The organism is Actinomadura graeca (genome assembly GCF_019175365.1).
GTDB classification, from domain to species: Bacteria; Actinomycetota; Actinomycetes; order Streptosporangiales; family Streptosporangiaceae; genus Spirillospora; species Spirillospora graeca.
In genome coordinates, this window is record NZ_CP059572.1 from 7,255,260 (window position 1) to 7,273,059 (window position 17,800).

A 17,800-nucleotide genomic window follows, 5' to 3' on the forward strand; every position below is an offset into this window, starting at 1 on the left:
CGGCGCCCGGCCCCCCCGCGCACGGCACCGACCACCTACCTGCAAGGTGGGAATGGCCCGTGCGCGGGGGTCCGGTCACCGCGCTACCTCGAACTCCGCCCGGTCTGGGATGCGCCATGCCCAGGGCGCCGAGACCAGCGGGAACACGTGCGGTGGGAGGGCCGCGTCAACGGACGCGGCCGGTCGGTAGGAAGCGGATCGATGGATGTGCCGCTCGATCAGCAGGGTGCCGGGGTGACCACCTCGGACCAGTCTCCGGTCCCGACGGCGGTGGTCGCCCGTACCCGTTCGCGTGCGTCCTGCCCGCACGACCAGATGTTGGACGGACTGAAGTAGCGGGTGTCCCCACCCGCCGCGATCGGCTTCGAGCCGCCGGAATCGAATTCCCAGGCGCTCGTCGTGTAGTTCCAGCGTTCGATCCTCACGGACACCTGGACTTCGGCGATGCCGCGGTTCTGCGCGTACAGCAGCGCCATGGTGCCGTACTGGCCGTTGTCCACCAGCAGGGCGTCACTGCACCCCTTGTACAGGACGGAGCCGAGCTCGACCTCCGGGCCGCAGCCGTCCTCGGCGGGATCGGCGGACGCGACAGGCGCGCCGCCCAGAGCGGTGGCCAGCACCGCCGTCCCCGCGATGACCGCGAGCCGACGAGATCCTCGTAATTTCATTCGATCCTCCCCAGATCGATGTCCTTTTCGTTCTCCATCGATTAACGATCATCGCCGGTGCGACATCAAGAAGATCACCATGTCCGCACTTGGCCAAACTGTCCAAACACGTGCTGACCTGGCCTTACATGTCCCGCGCCGCCCGGCTTCAGCGCCGCGAAAGACCTGCCCCGTTCCCGCTGACGCCAGGACCCCCTCCCCGTAGCCTGGAAAGGTCGAACTCCCCGGAGGTGCATGGCGCATGGGCGACCGTGACATCGATCCCGCCGACCCCGGCCTGACCGTCGGTCAGAGGGTGCGGTTCTTCCGGCAGCGGCAGGGGATGAGCCGCGAGGTGCTCGGCGGCCTCGTCGGTAAGAGCACGAGATGGGTCAAGGCGGTCGAGCGCGGCGAGATCCAGGAACTGAAGATCCCCGCCGTCCTGGCCTTGGCGGAGGCGCTGCGACTGCGGGACGTGTCCGCCCTCACCGGCGGGGACGGGCCCCTGCCCATGACCATGTTCCGGGGCCCGGGGCATCCGGCGCTGGCCGGTGTCCGCGACGCGATCAACGCGGTCGCGGTCTCCGCGTCCGGGCCGCCGGACCCGCTCGGGCACCTGCGCGCGCGGCTCGATGCCGCGTGGCGCGCCCGGCACGCCAGCCCCCATCACCGGACGGTCGTCGGCGGCCTGCTGCCCGGGCTGATCCGCGACGCCAAGCACGCCGTCCGCGAGTACCAGGGCGACGACCGGCGGCGGGCGCTCGCGGTTCTCGCGGGCGTCTACAACCTGGCGCAGTTCTTCATCGCCTACCAGCCGTCGGCGGACCTGTTGTGGCGGGTCGTCGAGCGGTCCCTTATGGCCGCCGAAGAGTCGGGGAGCCCCAAGGCGTTCGGTGGTGCCGTGTGGCTGGCGGCCCAGGCGCACCGCGACGCGGGCGACTTCGATGCCGCCGAGACGCTCAACCGCGAGGGCCTGGAGCTGATCGCACCCCACATCCAGGAGGCGGACGACGATCTGCGCGCGATGTGGGGGGCGCTGCATCATGAGGTGGCGTACACGGCGGCGTGTGCGGGGCAGAGCGCCACGGCTTGGCGCTGGTGGGACAAGGCCGATCGGATCGCCCAGAGCCTTCCCGCCGCCCACTACGACCCGATGACGTCCTTCTCCAGGGTCATCATGGGCGCTCATGCGGTGACCGTCGCCGTGGAACTCCGGCAGGGCGGGGAGGCGCGCAAGCAGGCGCAGCGGGCCGGTGCCGTCGCCATCCCCTCGCAGCCGCGCCGGGGCCGTCACCTGATCGAGGTCGCGCGGGCGTGGCGGATCGCCGGGGACCAGCGCGTCGAGCTGCATGCCCTGGAACAGGCGTATAGGGAGGCGCCGGAGACGATCCGCTACAACACCCACGCCAGGCGCATGACCAAGGAGCTGGCGGACGGCCCGGCCGGGCTACGGCGAAATGCCCGAGAGCTGGCGGATCGGATTGGATTGCTGGTTTAGGTAGGGACAGCTTTCTGTCCTCGGTCTGGGGTGGCCGCACCGAACCTGGGACGCGTGACGCAGAAGCACCTCGATATTGACGATGAAACGGCGAAGGCGGAGCTTCAGGCGGAGTTTCCGGGCTGGTCAATGATCTTGACTCGTGACACGGGGCGCTGGTGGGCGATCCGGTGGCCGCCGGTGAAGGGATGGCGGGGCGTGCGTGTCGTGACCGAGGTCGATGCGGATACGGCCGCGCTCTTGCGGGAGCGGTTGTGGGAGGTCGCCGAGGCGGAGCGGGAGGCGGGGCTGTGAGCAGGCGGTACCGGGGCAGCGCGGTGTTCTTGTCCCCTGAGTTGTGGTGGTGGGTCCGGGCGGCGCCGGACTGGGACTTCGAGCTGATGCGTGCGCAGGCCCATCGGTTCCTGCTCTCGGACGCGCCGCGCCGCTGAGCGCGGGGCGCCGATCCTTCAGGGACGCGGTGGGGTGTTCTCCTCGCCGGGGGAGTGGGCCGCCGCGTCCCGTCGGGCGCGCAGGGCGCGGAGCTTGTGGCGGTTGCCGCACCGCTCCATCGAGCACCAGCGCCGGGCGCCGGGACGGGAGGAGTCGACGAACACCAGCGGGCAGTTGTCGCTCGCGCACTCGCGGATGCGGGCGGAGAGCGGCCCCGACAGCAGCTCGATCATCTCCCGGGCCAGCGCCGACAGTGCCTGCGCCGCCCGCACCGGGGCCGCCCACTCCGCGGTACCGGCGGCGGTCAGCGCGGGGGCCAGCGGCGCCGCGGCCGCGGCGCGGTTGATGGCCGCCACCGTGGTGGCGGGAAGCGGGCGGTGTGCCGCCTGCGCGTGAGCGGCGTCCCAGATCGCCTGGCGGAGAGCCTTGGCCGCGATGAGATCGCGCGTCGTCGCCGGAACCGTCAGGACGGCGCCGAGCGGCGGCTGGGCCAGCCATCCACCCAGGTCGGCGGGCTCGTGGAGGGTCTCGAACACCGCGTAGCGGCCCTCGCCGCCGGTGTGGGCGAAGTCCAGGCAGACCGCGCCGGCGTCGAACCGGAACGACCCGCCCTTGGGGTCGTGCAGCACCCGTCCGGTCGCAGTCGCACGCATGCAACCACCATAACCGGTGTCATCGTCGGTGGACCGGGTCCCCGGCGGTGCCGGGGACCCGGTCGTCAGTCCCGGACGATCTGGACGAGGAGCGTGATGACGCCCACGCCCACGCCGATCGGGATGGCGGCGTCCGGGGCGGCGGCGCACAGTGCCGCCGCGCCGATCGCCGCGATGATGATGACGAGGGCCCGGGTGGTGATCAGGGGTTTCGGCTCGGTCTGGTTCGGTCGTACTCGCATGTCGGCTCGACCTCCATCCCGCTGGCGGGGTTCGGACCCGGCGGGGAGCGGCGGACGGGTCCCCTGCTCCGGGCCCCCGGTCCTCTGGACCGCCTGGTCACCACATCCTTCCCCTGATGTCAACGAACCGCGCGCGCGACGCGCGATCCCGGCGAAAGCATGATCGTTCCATGGCCTGGGCGTGCCGATCGCGTCTGGACTGCCGGGTTGATCCGCGATCATTGGTGAATGACGGGGATGCGTGGCTTGGGGATGCGGCGCGCGGCGCGATGGGCGGGCTGGGCGGCGGCGTACGTGCTCGGACTCATCGCGCTTGTTCTCAGTGGCGCGTGGGTGTGGTGGCAGGACGAACCCACTGCGCGGGGTACGGAGGTGAACGCGCTCTGGGCGCGGCACCAGTGGGTGGGCGAACCGCACTCCGACGCCGAGTACCGCGCGCTCGGCGAACTCCTCACGCGGAACCGCATCAGCGACGTCTATTTCCACGCCGGGCCCTTCGAGGCGGACGGGACGGTCCCGCCGTCCAGGTACCGCTATGCCGGGCAGCTCATCCAGGCCGTCCGGAAGTACGCGCCGGGGGTGCGCGCGCAGGCGTACCTGGGGCAGATCCGCACGGTCGACGGCCACGGTGTCACCGACCTCGACGACCCCGCCGTGCGGGAGCGGGTGCTGAAGGCCGACATGGCCCTCCTCGACGCCGGGTTCGACGGGATCCACTACGACTTCGAGCCCATCTACCCCGACGACACCGCCTTCCTGACGCTCATGGACCGCACGCGGGAACTGACCCGGGCGCGGAGGCGGCTGCTGTCGGTGGCGCTGGAACAGCCCCCGCTGTTCGATGCGCTCCAGCCCGTCTACAAGGCGCTCATCCCGCGCCACGGGCCCGTCCACTACCCGCCGCGGCCGACCGGGGACTTCCTGCGCGCGATCGCCGACCGCGCCGACCAGGTCGCGATCATGACCTATGACGTGTCGCTGCCGACGCGGTCGCTCGCCGGATGGCACTACGCGCGGCACACCCGCCGGACCCTGGAGCTGATCGGGGACAGGACGACGGTGTTCATGGGCGTTCCCACCTACCGGCCGCGCCTGGGCTGGGCCGAGGACCTCGCCGTCGCGCTGCGCGGCGTCCGGCGCGGCATCGACGATCTGGACCGGCCTCCGAAACGGCCGTACGGCGTCGGCGTGTACGCGGACTGGACTACCGGCCCCGACGAATGGGCCCGTTACCGCGCTATATGGCTTCCCTCCGCGATAGCTGATTCCGGCCGTTAGGAAAGCCTGTCCGTGACAGGCCGATTTCCGTGTCCCCGCAGGTGAAAACGGTCGGATAGCCGGGCTTCCCCGGGGTAGGCACGGATGCGAAGTCCAGGCCCGAGCGGTACACAGAGGGATTGGGGCAGCCGATGGGCATTGAGCAGACCGCGTGGCACGAAACCGACAGGCTCAGCGAGCTGTCGGCCGAGTTCGCCGGATGGCGGATCGGCCGGGGCGGCTCCGGCCACTGGTGGGCCGTCCGGGGGAACGATCTCGTCCGGACGCCCGACGTCGAGGAGCTGCGCGTCCGTCTGCACGAACTCACGCCGCACGAACTCACCACCGCCGAGGGGTGCGCGTAGGCGTCCCCGGGCCTCCGGCGGGGCCGTGACCGGGACCGTGACGACCATGGTCACGTTATCCAACCGAGTCCGGGGTGTGGCCGGACTGACCCCGTAACGTCGCATTTGCGTGCAACGATGTGGTGATGGAGCCGCCGCCACGCGTACCCCCGAGCGTGTGGCGGCGGCTTCTATGCTGCCCGGTCCAGGCCCCCGCACGGCCCCGCCGCCGGCGGCCCGGCCGACCAGGGCGGGAGATTCCCTGACTGGGAGGGACCTGCGGGTCCAAGGCGACCCGCCGGAACGGTACCGTTCGATGCATGGCACCCAGCACAACGACCGACGCGCCATTTGGGCGGATGTTGACCGCGATGGTCACACCGTTCCTGCCGGACGGTGGCGTCGACTACGACGGCGCCGCGCGCCTCGCGACCCACCTGGTCGACGAGCGGCGTCATGACGGCCTCGTCGTCAACGGGACGACGGGCGAGTCGCCGACGACGAGCGACGACGAGAAGGGGCGCCTGCTGCGCGCGGTCATCGAGGCGGTCGGGGACCGCGCGGTGATCGTCGCCGGTGCCGGAACGAACCACACCGAGCACAGCCTGGAACTCGCGCGGCAGGCCGAGGCCGCCGGCGCGCACGGGCTGCTGGTGGTCACGCCGTACTACAACAAGCCCCCGCAGGAGGGGCTCGTCCGCCACTTCACCGCGGTCGCCGACGCCACCGGCCTGCCCACCATGCTGTACGACATCCCGGGCCGCGCCGGGGTGCCGATCGAGAACGACACGCTGCTGCAGCTCGCCGAGCACCCGAGGATCGCCGCCGTCAAGGACGCCAAGGGCGACCTGTTCGGCGCGTCCAGGGTGATGGCCGCGACGGACCTCGTCTGGTACTCCGGCGACGACAACCTCAACCTGCCCTGGCTGTCGGTCGGCGCGGCGGGGTTCGTCAGCGTGGTCGGCCATGTCGTGGGCGCCGAGCTCCATGAGATGATCGACGCATATCTCGCCGGTGAGCACGGGCGGGCGCTGGACATCCATCGCCGGCTGCTGCCCGTGGTCACCGCGATCATGACCCGTACGCAGGGCGCCATCGCCGTCAAGGCAGCGCTGAACCTGCTCGGCCTCCCCGGAGGCGGCCCGCTGCGCGCGCCCCTGGTGGAGGCCACGCCGGAGTTCGCGGCGCGCCTGCGTGAAGACCTGACGATAGGGGGAGTAAAAGTGCCCGAGGCAGCCATCCCGGAGGTCGCCCGGTGAGTCATCCTCACCCGGAGCTGTCCGACCCGCCGCCACCGCCGGAGTCCGGCCTGCGCATCGTCGCGCTCGGAGGGCTCGGGGAGATCGGCCGCAACATGACGGTGTACGAGCACGGCGGCCGCCTGCTCGTCATCGACTGCGGCGTCCTGTTCCCCGAGACCGAGCAGCCCGGCATCGACCTGATCCTGCCCGACTTCGAGTACATCAGGGAACGCCTCGACGACATCGAGGCCGTCGTCCTGACGCACGGCCACGAGGACCACATCGGCGCCGTCCCGTACCTGCTGCGCGAGCGCCGCGACATCCCGCTGGTCGGCTCGAAGCTCACCCTCGCGCTGCTGGAGGCCAAGCTCACCGAGCACCGCATCAAACCCGTCACCGAGGTCGTCGCCGAGGGGGAGCGGCGCAGCTACGGGCCCTTCGACTGCGAGTTCCTGTCGGTCAACCACTCCATCCCCGACGCCCTCGCGCTCGCCGTCCGCACCCGCGCGGGCCTCGTGCTGCACACCGGCGACTTCAAGATGGACCAGCTCCCGCTGGACGGCCGCCTCACCGACCTGCCCGGGTTCGCCCGGCTCGGCGCCGAGGGCATCGACCTGCTGCTGTCGGACTCCACCAACGCCGAGGTCTCCGGGTTCGTCCCCAGCGAGCGCAACATCGGCCCGGTCGTCGACGAGGTGTTCCGCACGGCGCAGGAGCGGCTCATCGTCGCCTGCTTCGCCTCGCACGTCCACCGCGTCCAGCAGGTCCTGGACGCCGCCGTCGCCAACGGCCGCAAGGTCTGCTTCATCGGCCGGTCGATGGTCCGCAACATGGGCGTCGCGCGCGAGCTCGGCTACCTGGACGTGCCCGAGGGCATCATGGTCGACCCGCGCGACCTGGACGACGTCCCGGCCGACCGGCTCGTGCTGGTGTGCACCGGCTCGCAGGGGGAGCCGATGTCGGCGCTGTCGCGGATGGCCAACCGCGACCACCAGCAGATCCGGATCACCGACCGTGACACGGTGATGCTCGCGTCGTCGCTGATCCCCGGCAACGAGAACGCGGTCAACCGCGTCATCAACGGCCTCACCCGGTGGGGCGCGCGGGTCGTCCACAAGGGCAACGCGCTCGTGCACGTGTCCGGGCACGCCTCCGCGGGCGAGCTGCTGTACGTGCTCAACATGACCAAGCCGGGCAACTTCATGCCGATCCACGGCGAGTGGCGGCACCTGCGGGCGCACGCCAAGCTCGCGTCGCTGACCGGCGTGCCCGACCGCAACATCGTCATCGCCGAGGACGGCGTGGTCGTCGACCTCGTGGACGGGCAGGCGAGCATCGTCGGCGCCGTCCCCGCCGGGTACGTGTACGTGGACGGGCTGTCGGTCGGCGAGGTCACCGAGACGTCGCTGAAGGACCGGCGGATCCTCGGCGAGGAGGGCTTCGTCTCCATCGTCGTCGGCATCGACTCGACCTCCGGCAAGGTCGTGGCCGGGCCGGAGATCCACGCGCGCGGCGCGGGCATCGTCAACGAGGACTTCGACGAGATCCTGGAGCGGATCGACCAGGTGCTGCGGGACGCCGCCGGGGACGGCGTCAACGACCAGCACCAGATCAGCCAGCTCGTGCGCCGCACGGTCGGCAAGTGGGTGAGCGACAACTACCGCCGCCGCCCGATGATCATTCCTGTGATCGTCGAGGTATAGGACCGCTCCAGACGGACGGGCCACCACGCGGCGGCCTACGGCGGGCCTTCCGCCGGGGGACGCCGGGTGGTGCCCCGTCCGTCACGGGTGGTGCAACACGCCGCTCCGCCATCCCTGGAACCCCGGGGGTCCTTGGCTACTCTCATCATCATGGCCACACGTGCGTCCGGACCGAAGAGCACCTCGCGTGCCGGGGGCAGCGCGGGCCGGAAGCCGGCCGGCCCCGCCCCCCGCAAGCGGACCGGCACCGGCCAGCGGGCCGGGGCGAAGGGCGGCGCGCGCGGCCCGGCCAAGGGCGGCGCCCGCGGCTCCGCCAGGGGGCGCTCCGCGCGCGCGCCCCATCCGATCGTCCAGGTGATCTCCGGGTTCGCCCGGCTGCTGTTCAAGCTCTACCAGCTCGCGGCGGTGACCGTCGGCGGCGTGTTCCGCGCGTACGGCACCAGTGCCCGCAACCTCGACCCCGAGCACCGCCGCGACGGGCTCGGCCTGGCGCTGCTCGGCTCGTCCATCGTGCTGGCCTCGGTGACCTGGTTCCGTCCCGACGGCGTCGTCACCATCGCGCTGGAGAAGGTCGTGCGCGGCGGCCTCGGGCTGATGGCGGTGGTGCTGCCCGTCCTGCTGGCGCTGCTGGCCTGGCAGACGCTGCGCCACCCCGACCAGCACGAGGACACCGGCCGCGTCGTGATCGGCTGCACGGCCCTCGGCGTCGGCGTGCTCGGCATCCTGCACATCGCCGCGGGCGTCCCGTCCCCGTCCAAGGACATGCCGGGCGTGCGCGGCTCGGGCGGCGTCGTCGGCTGGCTGGTCTCGGCACCGCTGGAGGCCGGGCTCAGCGGCTGGGTGGCGGTCCCGCTGCTGCTTCTCCTGGCCTTCTTCGGGCTGCTCGTCATCACCGCGACGCCCATCAACAAGGTCCCCGAGCGGTTCACGGACCTGTGGTCGATGGCGACGCTCCAAGGACGCCCGGAACGTCCGTCCAAGGACGAGGAGCAGGACGGCGACGCCCCGAAGAAGCGCCGCCGCAAGTCCAAGTCCAAGGGCGACGGCGAAGGCGGCGAGGGAGAGCTGGAGGTCGGCGAGCACTCCAAGCCGTACGACACGCCGCTTCTAGAGGACGAGACCGAGAAGGGCGCCCGCCCGAAGCGGGACCTCGCCGACGAGCTGTTCGAGCCCGACCCGTTCGGCGGGGACGTCCCTCCGCCCGCGCCGCCGCTGGACGACGAGGTCCCGCCGCCCGGCGAGCACGACCTCCCCGACCTGCCCGGCCCGCTCGACCACCCTGCGCCGCCCGGCGCGCACGAGGCGCCCGACCCCACCCCGGCGCCGCGCAGCTCCGAGCAGCTGCCGCTCTCCTCGTCCGGCGAGATCTACGTGCTGCCCGACCCGTCGGCGCTGCGGCCCGGCAGCGCCGCCAAGCCGCGCACCAAGGCGAACGACACCGTGGTGAACGCGCTCACGGGGGTCCTGGAGCAGTTCGACATCGACGCGCAGGTCACCGGCTTCACCCGCGGGCCGACGATCACCCGGTACGAGATCGAGCTGGGCCCGGCCGTCAAGGTCGAGAAGGTCACCGCGCTCACCAAGAACATCGCCTACGCCGTCAAGAGCGCGGACGTGCGGATCATCTCCCCGATCCCCGGCAAGTCCGCGATCGGCGTCGAGATCCCCAACGTCGACAAGGACATCGTCAGCCTCGGCGACGTGCTGCGCTCGCCCGCCGCGACCAACGAGCACCATCCGATGATCGTCGGGCTGGGCAAGGACGTCGAGGGCCGGACGGTCGTGGCGAACCTGGCCAAGATGCCGCACATCCTCATCGCCGGCGCCACCGGCGCGGGCAAGTCGACCTGCATCAACGGGCTCATCACCTCGGTGCTGATGCGCGCCACGCCCGACGAGGTCAGGATGATCCTGGTCGACCCCAAACGGGTCGAGCTGACGATGTACCAGGGCATCCCGCACCTCATCACACCGATCATCACCAACCCGAAGAAGGCCGCCGAGGCGCTGGACTGGGTCGTCGGCGAGATGGACCGCCGCTACGACGACCTCGCCGCCTCGGGGTTCCGGCACATCGACGACTTCAACAAGGCGGTCAAGGCGGGCAAGCTGACCGCGCCGCCCGGCAGCGAGCGCGTCTACACCCCCTACCCGTACATGCTCGTCATCGTGGACGAGCTCGCCGACCTGATGATGGTCGCGCCGCGCGACGTCGAGGACTCGGTCGTGCGCATCACCCAGCTCGCCCGCGCCGCCGGCATCCACCTGGTGCTGGCCACCCAGCGCCCTTCCGTGGACGTCGTCACCGGGCTCATCAAGGCCAACGTGCCGTCCCGGCTGGCGTTCGCGACGTCCTCGCTCGCCGACAGCCGCGTCATCCTCGACCAGCCCGGTGCCGAGAAGCTCGTCGGCCAGGGCGACGCGCTGTTCCTGCCCATGGGCGCCAGCAAGCCGATGCGCATCCAGAACGCCTACGTGGCCGAGAAGGAGATCCACGGGATCGTCGACCACTGCAAGGGGCAGATGGAGGCGGTCTACCGCGAGGACGTCGCCGAGTCCAACGCGCCGAAGAAGGAGATCGACGAGGAGATCGGCGACGACATGGACCTGCTGGTCCAGGCGATCGAGTTGGTGGTGTCCACCCAGTTCGGGTCCACGTCGATGCTCCAGCGCAAGCTGCGCGTCGGGTTCGCCAAGGCGGGACGTCTCATGGACCTCATGGAGAGCCGCGACATCGTCGGCCCGAGCGAGGGGTCCAAGGCCCGCGACGTCCTCGCCAAACCCGACGACCTGCCCGGGGTCCTGGCCGAGTTGCGCGGAGGGTGAGCCGTGTTCCGCGGATCGTCCCCCGCGTGTCCCGTTACCGAGACCGGCCGGGTCTCTCCGGCCGGAAGTCGTGCGGGCCGGGCGATGGCGGAATGATGCGAAATCTTGCCCAGTTTCGAACGTGTTGGCTGTCGCCGAGCGGGCATTGCGGTTCCTAGACTGGTGTCGCTGGAGTGTGGGGTCGGGCATGGACGCGCGCAAAGGAGGCTCGGCGTGAGCATCGGTGAGACCTTGGCGAAGGAGCGTCAGCAAGCCGGTCTCTCGGTGACCCAGGTGAGCCTCCAGACGCGGATACGGGAGACCGTCATCCGCGGCATGGAGGCCGACGATTTCTCCACCTGCGGCGGCAACTTCTACGCCCGCGGCCACATCCGCAGCATCTCCCGTGTCATCGGCATCGACCCCGAGCCGCTCGTCAGCGAGTTCGACGCGACGCACGGCGGCGCCCCGCAGCCCGTCTCGGCCGTGTCGGCGTTCGAGCCCGAGCAGCCCGTGGCGTTCCGCGAGCGCCGCTCCCCGAACTGGAGCGCCGCGATGGCGCTCGCCCTCGCCCTCGTGGTGATCTACGGGATCGTCCAGGTCATCGGGCACGGCGGCGGCCGTGAGCACCGCACCGCCCAGCAGGTCGCGGGCACCCCGGCCGCCTCGCCCCGGGCGCCCGCGGGCGTCCCGCCGAAGAAGAGCGACCCGGTGGTCGCCGCCCCGCGCAAGACCGTCGAGCTGGCCGTCCAGGCCCGGCGCACCACCTGGGTCAGCGTCCAGGGCGACAAGGGCAAGGTGCTGTTCAACGGGATCCTGCGCGAGGGCGAGCGGAAGCGCTGGACCTCCAAGAAGAAGATCAGCATCGTCGTCGGCGTCGGCGGCGGCGTCCGCATGACCGTCAACGGCAAGGACATCGGCGCGCCCGGCAAGGGCAGGGGCGTGCAGCGGATGGACTTCGGACGCGGCGACCCGAAGACCGCCTGACCGGCCCGGGGGGCGGCCGCCCGCTGGTCGGGCGCGGCCCCCGCGCCCATTACCTTAGGGGCATGCCCATACGCCGCAAGGTCTCACTCATCACGCTCGGCTGCGCCCGCAACGAGGTCGACTCCGAGGAGCTCGCCGCCCGCATCGAGGACGCCGGCTGGGACCTGGCCGACGGCGACGCGTCCGGCGCCGACGTGGTGGTGGTCAACACCTGCGGTTTCATCGAGGCGGCGAAGAAGGACTCCATCGACACGCTGCTGGCGGCGCACGACTCCGGAGCGAAAGTCGTCGCGGCGGGCTGCATGGCCGAGCGGTACGGCAAGGAGCTGGCCGAGGCCCTTCCGGAGGCCCACGCGGTGATCGGCTTCGACGACTACACCGCCATCGGCGAGCGGCTGGACGAGGTGATGGCGGGCCGGCCCCGCGAGGCCCACACCCCGCGGGACCGGCGGAAGCTGCTGCCGATCAGCCCGGTCGAGCGCACCACGGCCGGCGCCGCGGTGGCGATCCCCGGGCACGGCGGGCACGACGACCTGCCCGACGGCGTGGCGCCCGCGTCCGGCCCCCGGGTGCTGCGGCGGCGTCTCGGCGGCGGTCCGGTCGCCCCGCTGAAGCTGGCGTCCGGCTGCGACCGGCGGTGCACGTTCTGCGCGATCCCCGCGTTCCGCGGCGCGTACGTGTCACGGCCCCCGGCGGAGGTGCTGGAGGAGGCGCGCTGGCTGGCCGGGCACGGCGTGCGCGAGCTCGTCCTCGTCAGCGAGAACTCCACGTCCTACGGCAAGGACCTCGGCGACCTGCGGGCCCTGGAGGGGCTGCTCCCGGCCCTCGCCGCCGTCGACGGCGTCGAACGCGTCCGGGTGAGCTACCTCCAGCCCGCCGAGACCCGCCCGGGGCTCATCGAGGCGATCTGCGGCACGCCCGGCGTCGCGCCGTACTTCGACCTGTCGTTCCAGCACGCGAGCGGCCCCGTGCTCCGCGCGATGCGGCGCTTCGGCGACCGCGAGCGGTTCCTGGACCTGCTCGGCCAGATCCGCGCGCAGGCGCCCGAGGCGGGCGTGCGCTCCAACTTCATCGTCGGCTTCCCCGGCGAGACCGAGGAGGACTTCGAGGAGCTGGTGGCGTTCCTGTCCGCGGCGCGGCTGGACGCGGTCGGCGTGTTCGGCTACTCCGACGAGGACGGCACCGAGGCCGCGGGGCTGGACGGCAAGCTCGACCTGGACGAGGTCGCCCGCCGCGTCGAGGAGCTGTCGGGCCTCGCCGAGGAGCTGACCGCGCAGCGCGCCGAGGACCGCGTGGGCTCGCGGGTCCGGGTCCTGCTGGAGGAGGACGCCGGGGGCGGCGCGTTCGAGGGACGCGCCGAGCACCAGGCGCCCGAGGTGGACGGGACGGTCCTCGTGCGCGGCCCCGGCCTCACCGCCGGCGACATCGTCACGGCCCTGGTGACCGGCAGCGACGGCGTGGACCTCGTCGCGGACGTGTCATGATCTCCGGCGCGCCCGACCCGGTGGCGGGGTCCCCGGACCCGCCCCCGGCGAGCGTCTACAACATCGCGAACGCGCTGACGCTCGTCCGGATCGCGCTGGTCCCGCTCTTCGTCTGGACGCTGTTCCTGGACGGCACCGGGTGGCGGGTGGCGGCGTTCGCGGTGTTCGCCGTCGCGTCCCTCACCGACAAGATCGACGGCGACCTCGCCCGCGCCCGGGGCCTGGTCACCGACTTCGGGAAGATCGCCGACCCGATCGCCGACAAGGCGCTCACCGGCGCCGCGCTCGTCAGCCTCTCGATCATGGGGGAGCTGTGGTGGTGGGTGACGATCGTGATCATGGTCCGGGAGATCGGCATCACGCTGATGCGGTTCGTCGTCATCCGCCACGGGGTGATCCCGGCGAGCAAGGGCGGCAAGCTGAAGACGACGCTCCAGGTCTTCGCGATCGGGTTCTACATCCTTCCCGGGCCGCTCGACCCCGTGCGGTGGGTGACGATGGGCGCGGCCCTCGCCGTCACGGTCGTCACGGGCGTGGACTACGTCGTCCAGGCATGGAAACTGCGCCGCAAGGGCACCGCCTGACGGGCACGCCCGGTACCGGCGGACCCGTGCGGAGGGCCCGTGCGGAGGGCCCGTGCTCAGGAAGCGCTGAGAGCGTCGCCCACCCGGAGTGTGCCGGGGGCGCGGGGGATGCCGAGGCGGCCGAACATGATCCCGCGCTCGCCGTCGAAGCGCTCGGTCCGGTAGCCGGCGAGGGTCCGCAGCGGCCCGGGGGCGCGGCGGGCCGTCTCCTGGTCGGTGTTGATGATGACGCAGCGCCCGCACGGTCTGACCAGCTCGATCTCGACGGCGGTACCGCGCAGCCGGGTCACGCCGTCCTCGCCGTACGGGCCGAGCCCCTCCAGCACGATGTTGGCGCGGAACCGGTCGATCGGGAGCGGGGCGCCCGCCCTGCGGTTCAGGTCGTCCAGTGACTCGCCGGACAGGACCGAGACCGGGTAGCCGTCCGCGAACGCCAGCGTGCCGCCGCCGAGGCGGGTGGGACGCGTCCCGGTGAAGCGGACGAGCCGGCAGGGGAGCCCCAGCGCCGCGCCGAACCAGCCGGCGGGCTCGTCGCCCTGGTCCACCCCCTGGCACGGACGGCCGTGCACGGTCACGTCGCGAGCGGGGCCGTCCGCCGCCTCCCACACCAGCGGCGCGCTCGCGAGGGGCGTGTGGACGGTCAGCTTGACGCCGTCGAACGCGGGGCGCAGCAGCGCCAGTTCCGGGACCTCCCGCTGCGAGAGATGACGCCCGTCCGGCCGGACGAGCATGAACTCCCGGTCATGCCGCAACCCGGCGGGCGTCACGCCGGCCTCGTGCGCCGCGACCGCGCCCGCGCTTTTGATCGGGAAGAGGTTCAGCCCGGCGACGACAGCGATCATGCGTCGGACGGTAGGGCCGGCGGGTGCGCCGTGGCCAGGGAACGGGGCGGTACCTGACACGGATTCGTCAGATTGCGAGGGCGGGTGGGCTGCGAGGCCACGCCCACCCCGGTCGTGGCCCCGCAGCCCGGTCTCGCGGCCCCGAGGCAATTATCCCTGTGAATGGCCGTGCTTTGAGCCGCGGCCCATGAGTTCTGACTCACAATGTGACCGGCGGGCCCTCGCGAGTCGGGAGCCGTGCCGGAGATATACGACGCGGTGTACCGACGAAGCGCGCTTTGGGTACGTTCCCACCCGCGCGCAGTGGACGATCCGGCCCCGGTCCGGAGCACAATACGACGGTCCGCTGTATTTTCCCCGAGGGAATGAGATATGCCCGTGATGTCGTTTGGTGGCACGTTCCCCATTCGCCGTGATCCCGCCCTCCGTCCTGATGCGGCCGCCGCCTTCGCCGACCGGCCGGGCCCGGCCCCCGTCGGAGGGCGGCTGTAGATTCGGGGCGCCGTGCGGCACCGGGACGTGTGCGGCACCAGGACGAGGACAGGGGCACGATGCGGGTCGAACTGCTCACCGTCGGGGACGAGCTGCTCCTCGGCGACACGGTCAACGGGAACGCGGCGTGGCTCGGGCGGCGGCTGGCCGACCACGGCGTCGAGGTGACCCGCAGCGTGGTCGTCGGCGACGAGACCGACGTCATCGTCGAGGCCGTCACGTCCGCTCTGGGACGTGCCGACGCGGTCATCACCACCGGCGGCCTCGGGCCCACCTACGACGACCTGACCCGGGACGCGCTGGCCAAGGCGGCCGGGGTCGCGCTCGTCCGTGACCCGGCACTGGAGCGGCGGCTGCGCGAGCGGTCCGCCGCGTCGGGGCGCGGGCTCCAGCCGATGGCGATGCGGATGGCCGAGGTCCCCGAGGGCGCCGGGCTGCTGCACAACTCCGCCGGGACGGCCCCCGGCCTGCGCGTCGAGCTTCCCGGCGGCGTCGCCTACGCGCTGCCCGGCGTCCCGTTCGAGATGCGCACGATCATGGACGAGGTGGTCCTGCCGGAGCTGGCGGGGATCGCCGGGCTGCCCGCCGTCGCGCGCCGCACGCTGCGCACCGCCGGCCTGTGGGAGTCGGTGGTCGCGACACGGCTCGCCGAGGTCGAGGCCATGGACGGCATCAGGCTCGCCTATCTCCCCGATCCCGCCGAGGTGAAGATCCGGATCACCGCCGCGGGCCCGGACGCGCCCGGCCGTCTCGCGACGGCCGGGACGCGCGTCCGCGAGCTGCTCGGCCCGGCCGTGTACGGGACCGATGACGAGACGCTCGACCGGGTCGTGCACCGGCTGCTCGCCGAACGCGGCGCGGGCGTCGCGGTCGCGGAGTCGCTCACCGGGGGTCTCATCGGCGCGGAACTGACCGCGATGCCCGGCTCGTCCGCGACCTACGCGGGTGGGATCGTCTCCTACGCGACCGAGCTGAAGGCGCGGCTGCTCGGCGTCCCGGAGGACCTCCTCGCCGAGCACGGGGCCGTCCACCCCGACGTCGCCGCGGCGATGGCGGCGGGCGTCCGGGACCGGCTCGGCGCCGCGTACGGGCTCTCCGTCACGGGCGTGGCGGGACCGGAGCCGCAGGACGGCCGTCCCGTGGGAACGGTCTATATCGGCCTGGCCGGACCTGGAAATCTGCGCACCGTGGCCGAACCGAGACTCCCGGTGCCCGGGAGCGGACCGGAGATCCGTGCGGTGATCCGGAGAATGACCGTCGTGCATGCCCTTGACCTGCTAAGACGCACTTTGCTCGGGCTTGGCCCGGTGGACGGGGACGGGGACGCGCGGGCGGGTCGGGAAGAGTGCGGCTGATTACAGCGTTACGTTCCAAGCGAACACGAAATCAACGGTCTGCCACGGCCACCGTCAAGGCGGGTACGGTGGAACCGGCAGATGGTCCGAACTGAGGGAGGGAGCGAGACGATGGTCCTGCTTCGCCAGCTGCTCGGTGACGTACTGCGGCAGCTGCGGCTGCGCCAGGGACGCACCCTCCGTGAGGTGTCCGCGGCGGCACGGGTTTCCCTCGGCTACCTCTCCGAGGTCGAGCGAGGGCAGAAAGAGGCTTCTTCCGAGTTGCTCTCCTCTATCTGCAAAGCCCTAGGTGTGCCGCTGTCGCACGTGCTCAGGGAAGTGGCGGATCAACTGGCCCTCGCCGAGCTGCAGCACGAGCCCGTCATGGCGGGCGCGCCGGAGCACGAGCGCATCACGGCCGAGAGCATCCCGGAGACGCCCGAGGAGATCACAGGGGAGTTCCGCGCCGACATGGTCGCGGCCTGACCCTCCGATGGCACGCCGGGGACGCGCCCATGCCCACCGGGGCCGCGGGTGTGCGCGGTCTCACGCATGAGCGCGGCATTTGAGGGGATCGTTCCGTGTTGTAGCGGATAACCGTAACGACGCGGAAGGAGCCCCACAATGGCGGCGGTCAAGAGCCCGCTCACCGAGACGGCCCAGAAGGTCACCGGCAACGCCTTGCAGGGTGCTCTGGTGGACCTCATAGATCTCGCCCTGGTGGCCAAGCAGGCGCACTGGAACCTGACCGGGCGCAACTTCAAGGTCGTCCACGAGCACCTTGACGAGATCGTCGACCTGGCACGGCAGGGCCAGGACGACGTCGCCGAGCGCGCCATCACGATCGGCATCAACCCCGACGGCCGTGCCCGCACGGTCGCCGACCGCACCGACCTGCCGCAGCTGGAGGCCGGCTATCTCGCCGGCGACAAGGTCGTCGCCGCGATCACCGACGCCCTCGCGCAGATCATCGCCCGGTTCCGGGAGCGGATCACCGAGACCGACGAATCCGACCCCGTCACCCAGGACCTGCTGATCGGCCTCGCGGCCGAGCTGGAGAAGCAGCACTGGATGTTCCAGGCTCAGTTGTAGGCAACCCCGGCCCAAGGGCTCGCCTGGCGGCTCGCCCTTGACCGTGCTTGTGCGAGCGCGACATCGCTTCGCGATCAGTCCGGTGGGGGCCTCGCCTTCGGCTTCGCCCCCACCGGACTGGTAGCGCGCTCGCGTTCCAGTCAAGGCCGGTTCTTTGCTCGTG

Annotated in this window: 18 protein-coding genes; 14 read left to right on the plus strand and 4 right to left on the minus strand. The window is 71.8% G+C overall.

The window, feature by feature from the left end; genetic code table 11:
- Positions 1-218 precede the first annotated feature (218 nt).
- Positions 219-668 (minus strand): hypothetical protein, encoded by a 450-nt coding sequence (locus AGRA3207_RS32285; RefSeq protein WP_231330900.1) that lies wholly within the window; start codon positions 666-668, stop codon positions 219-221.
- Between the two features lie 241 nt (positions 669-909).
- Between AGRA3207_RS32285 and AGRA3207_RS32290 the strand changes: the two genes are divergently transcribed.
- Genes AGRA3207_RS32290 through AGRA3207_RS32300 form a run of 3 tightly spaced genes read left to right on the plus strand, consistent with a single transcriptional unit; the run spans position 910 to position 2,576 of the window.
- Positions 910-2,145 carry a helix-turn-helix domain-containing protein gene (locus AGRA3207_RS32290; RefSeq protein WP_231330901.1) on the plus strand — a complete coding sequence of 412 codons (1,236 nt, stop codon included), beginning with the start codon at positions 910-912 and terminating at the stop codon, positions 2,143-2,145.
- A 54-nt stretch (positions 2,146-2,199) separates the two neighbouring features.
- On the plus strand, positions 2,200-2,439 hold the full coding sequence (locus AGRA3207_RS32295; RefSeq protein WP_231330902.1) for a hypothetical protein: 240 nt from the start codon (positions 2,200-2,202) through the stop codon (positions 2,437-2,439).
- On the plus strand, positions 2,436-2,576 hold the full coding sequence (locus AGRA3207_RS32300) for a hypothetical protein (protein WP_231330903.1): 141 nt from the start codon (positions 2,436-2,438) through the stop codon (positions 2,574-2,576). The genes AGRA3207_RS32295 and AGRA3207_RS32300 overlap by 4 nt, the downstream gene beginning before the upstream one ends.
- Before the next feature lie 18 nt (positions 2,577-2,594).
- Here the strand turns inward: AGRA3207_RS32300 and AGRA3207_RS32305 are convergent, their stop codons facing one another.
- Positions 2,595-3,230, minus strand: coding sequence for a CGNR zinc finger domain-containing protein (locus AGRA3207_RS32305; RefSeq protein WP_231330904.1), 636 nt, complete (start codon positions 3,228-3,230; stop codon positions 2,595-2,597).
- Between the two features lie 65 nt (positions 3,231-3,295).
- Positions 3,296-3,472, minus strand: a complete 177-nt coding sequence (locus AGRA3207_RS32310) for a hypothetical protein (protein WP_231330905.1) — start codon at positions 3,470-3,472, stop codon at positions 3,296-3,298.
- A 228-nt stretch (positions 3,473-3,700) separates the two neighbouring features.
- Between AGRA3207_RS32310 and AGRA3207_RS32315 the strand changes: the two genes are divergently transcribed.
- From AGRA3207_RS32315 to pgsA, 8 genes are all read left to right on the plus strand, one after another.
- Entirely contained in the window at positions 3,701-4,750 is a 1,050-nt protein-coding gene (locus tag AGRA3207_RS32315; RefSeq protein WP_231330906.1) for a glycoside hydrolase family 18 protein, read from the plus strand.
- A 131-nt stretch (positions 4,751-4,881) separates the two neighbouring features.
- Positions 4,882-5,094, plus strand: coding sequence for a hypothetical protein (locus AGRA3207_RS32320; RefSeq protein ID WP_231330907.1), 213 nt, complete (start codon positions 4,882-4,884; stop codon positions 5,092-5,094).
- Positions 5,095-5,393: 299 nt separating this feature from the next.
- The gene (gene dapA, locus AGRA3207_RS32325; protein ID WP_231330908.1) at positions 5,394-6,332 is read left to right on the plus strand and encodes a 4-hydroxy-tetrahydrodipicolinate synthase; all 939 of its coding nucleotides are present in this window, start codon (positions 5,394-5,396) and stop codon (positions 6,330-6,332) included.
- Positions 6,329-8,017, plus strand: a complete 1,689-nt coding sequence (locus AGRA3207_RS32330; RefSeq protein ID WP_231330909.1) for a ribonuclease J — start codon at positions 6,329-6,331, stop codon at positions 8,015-8,017. Before dapA ends, AGRA3207_RS32330 begins: the two co-directional genes overlap by 4 nt.
- A gap of 150 nt (positions 8,018-8,167) precedes the next feature.
- The gene (locus AGRA3207_RS32335) at positions 8,168-10,843 is read left to right on the plus strand and encodes a DNA translocase FtsK (protein WP_231330910.1); all 2,676 of its coding nucleotides are present in this window, start codon (positions 8,168-8,170) and stop codon (positions 10,841-10,843) included.
- 213 nt (positions 10,844-11,056) lie between these two features.
- Positions 11,057-11,809 (plus strand): helix-turn-helix domain-containing protein, encoded by a 753-nt coding sequence (locus AGRA3207_RS32340; RefSeq protein ID WP_231330911.1) that lies wholly within the window; start codon positions 11,057-11,059, stop codon positions 11,807-11,809.
- 62 nt (positions 11,810-11,871) lie between these two features.
- Positions 11,872-13,293 carry a 30S ribosomal protein S12 methylthiotransferase RimO gene (rimO, locus tag AGRA3207_RS32345; protein ID WP_231330912.1) on the plus strand — a complete coding sequence of 474 codons (1,422 nt, stop codon included), beginning with the start codon at positions 11,872-11,874 and terminating at the stop codon, positions 13,291-13,293.
- The gene (gene pgsA / locus AGRA3207_RS32350) at positions 13,290-13,877 is read left to right on the plus strand and encodes a CDP-diacylglycerol--glycerol-3-phosphate 3-phosphatidyltransferase (RefSeq protein ID WP_231330913.1); all 588 of its coding nucleotides are present in this window, start codon (positions 13,290-13,292) and stop codon (positions 13,875-13,877) included. Before rimO ends, pgsA begins: the two co-directional genes overlap by 4 nt.
- Positions 13,878-13,933: 56 nt before the next feature.
- Here the strand turns inward: pgsA and AGRA3207_RS32355 are convergent, their stop codons facing one another.
- Positions 13,934-14,719 (minus strand): MOSC domain-containing protein, encoded by a 786-nt coding sequence (locus AGRA3207_RS32355; protein ID WP_231330914.1) that lies wholly within the window; start codon positions 14,717-14,719, stop codon positions 13,934-13,936.
- Between the two features lie 551 nt (positions 14,720-15,270).
- Between AGRA3207_RS32355 and AGRA3207_RS32360 the strand changes: the two genes are divergently transcribed.
- The 3 genes from AGRA3207_RS32360 to AGRA3207_RS32370 all read left to right on the plus strand — a co-directional run bounded on the left by AGRA3207_RS32360 (position 15,271) and on the right by AGRA3207_RS32370 (position 17,637).
- Entirely contained in the window at positions 15,271-16,566 is a 1,296-nt protein-coding gene (locus tag AGRA3207_RS32360; RefSeq protein WP_231330915.1) for a CinA family nicotinamide mononucleotide deamidase-related protein, read from the plus strand.
- Between the two features lie 111 nt (positions 16,567-16,677).
- Complete coding sequence (locus tag AGRA3207_RS32365; RefSeq protein WP_131937264.1) at positions 16,678-17,031, plus strand: helix-turn-helix domain-containing protein; 354 nt, start codon at positions 16,678-16,680, stop codon at positions 17,029-17,031.
- A gap of 138 nt (positions 17,032-17,169) precedes the next feature.
- Positions 17,170-17,637, plus strand: coding sequence for a Dps family protein (locus AGRA3207_RS32370; RefSeq protein ID WP_231330916.1), 468 nt, complete (start codon positions 17,170-17,172; stop codon positions 17,635-17,637).
- Positions 17,638-17,800: the final 163 nt, after the last annotated feature.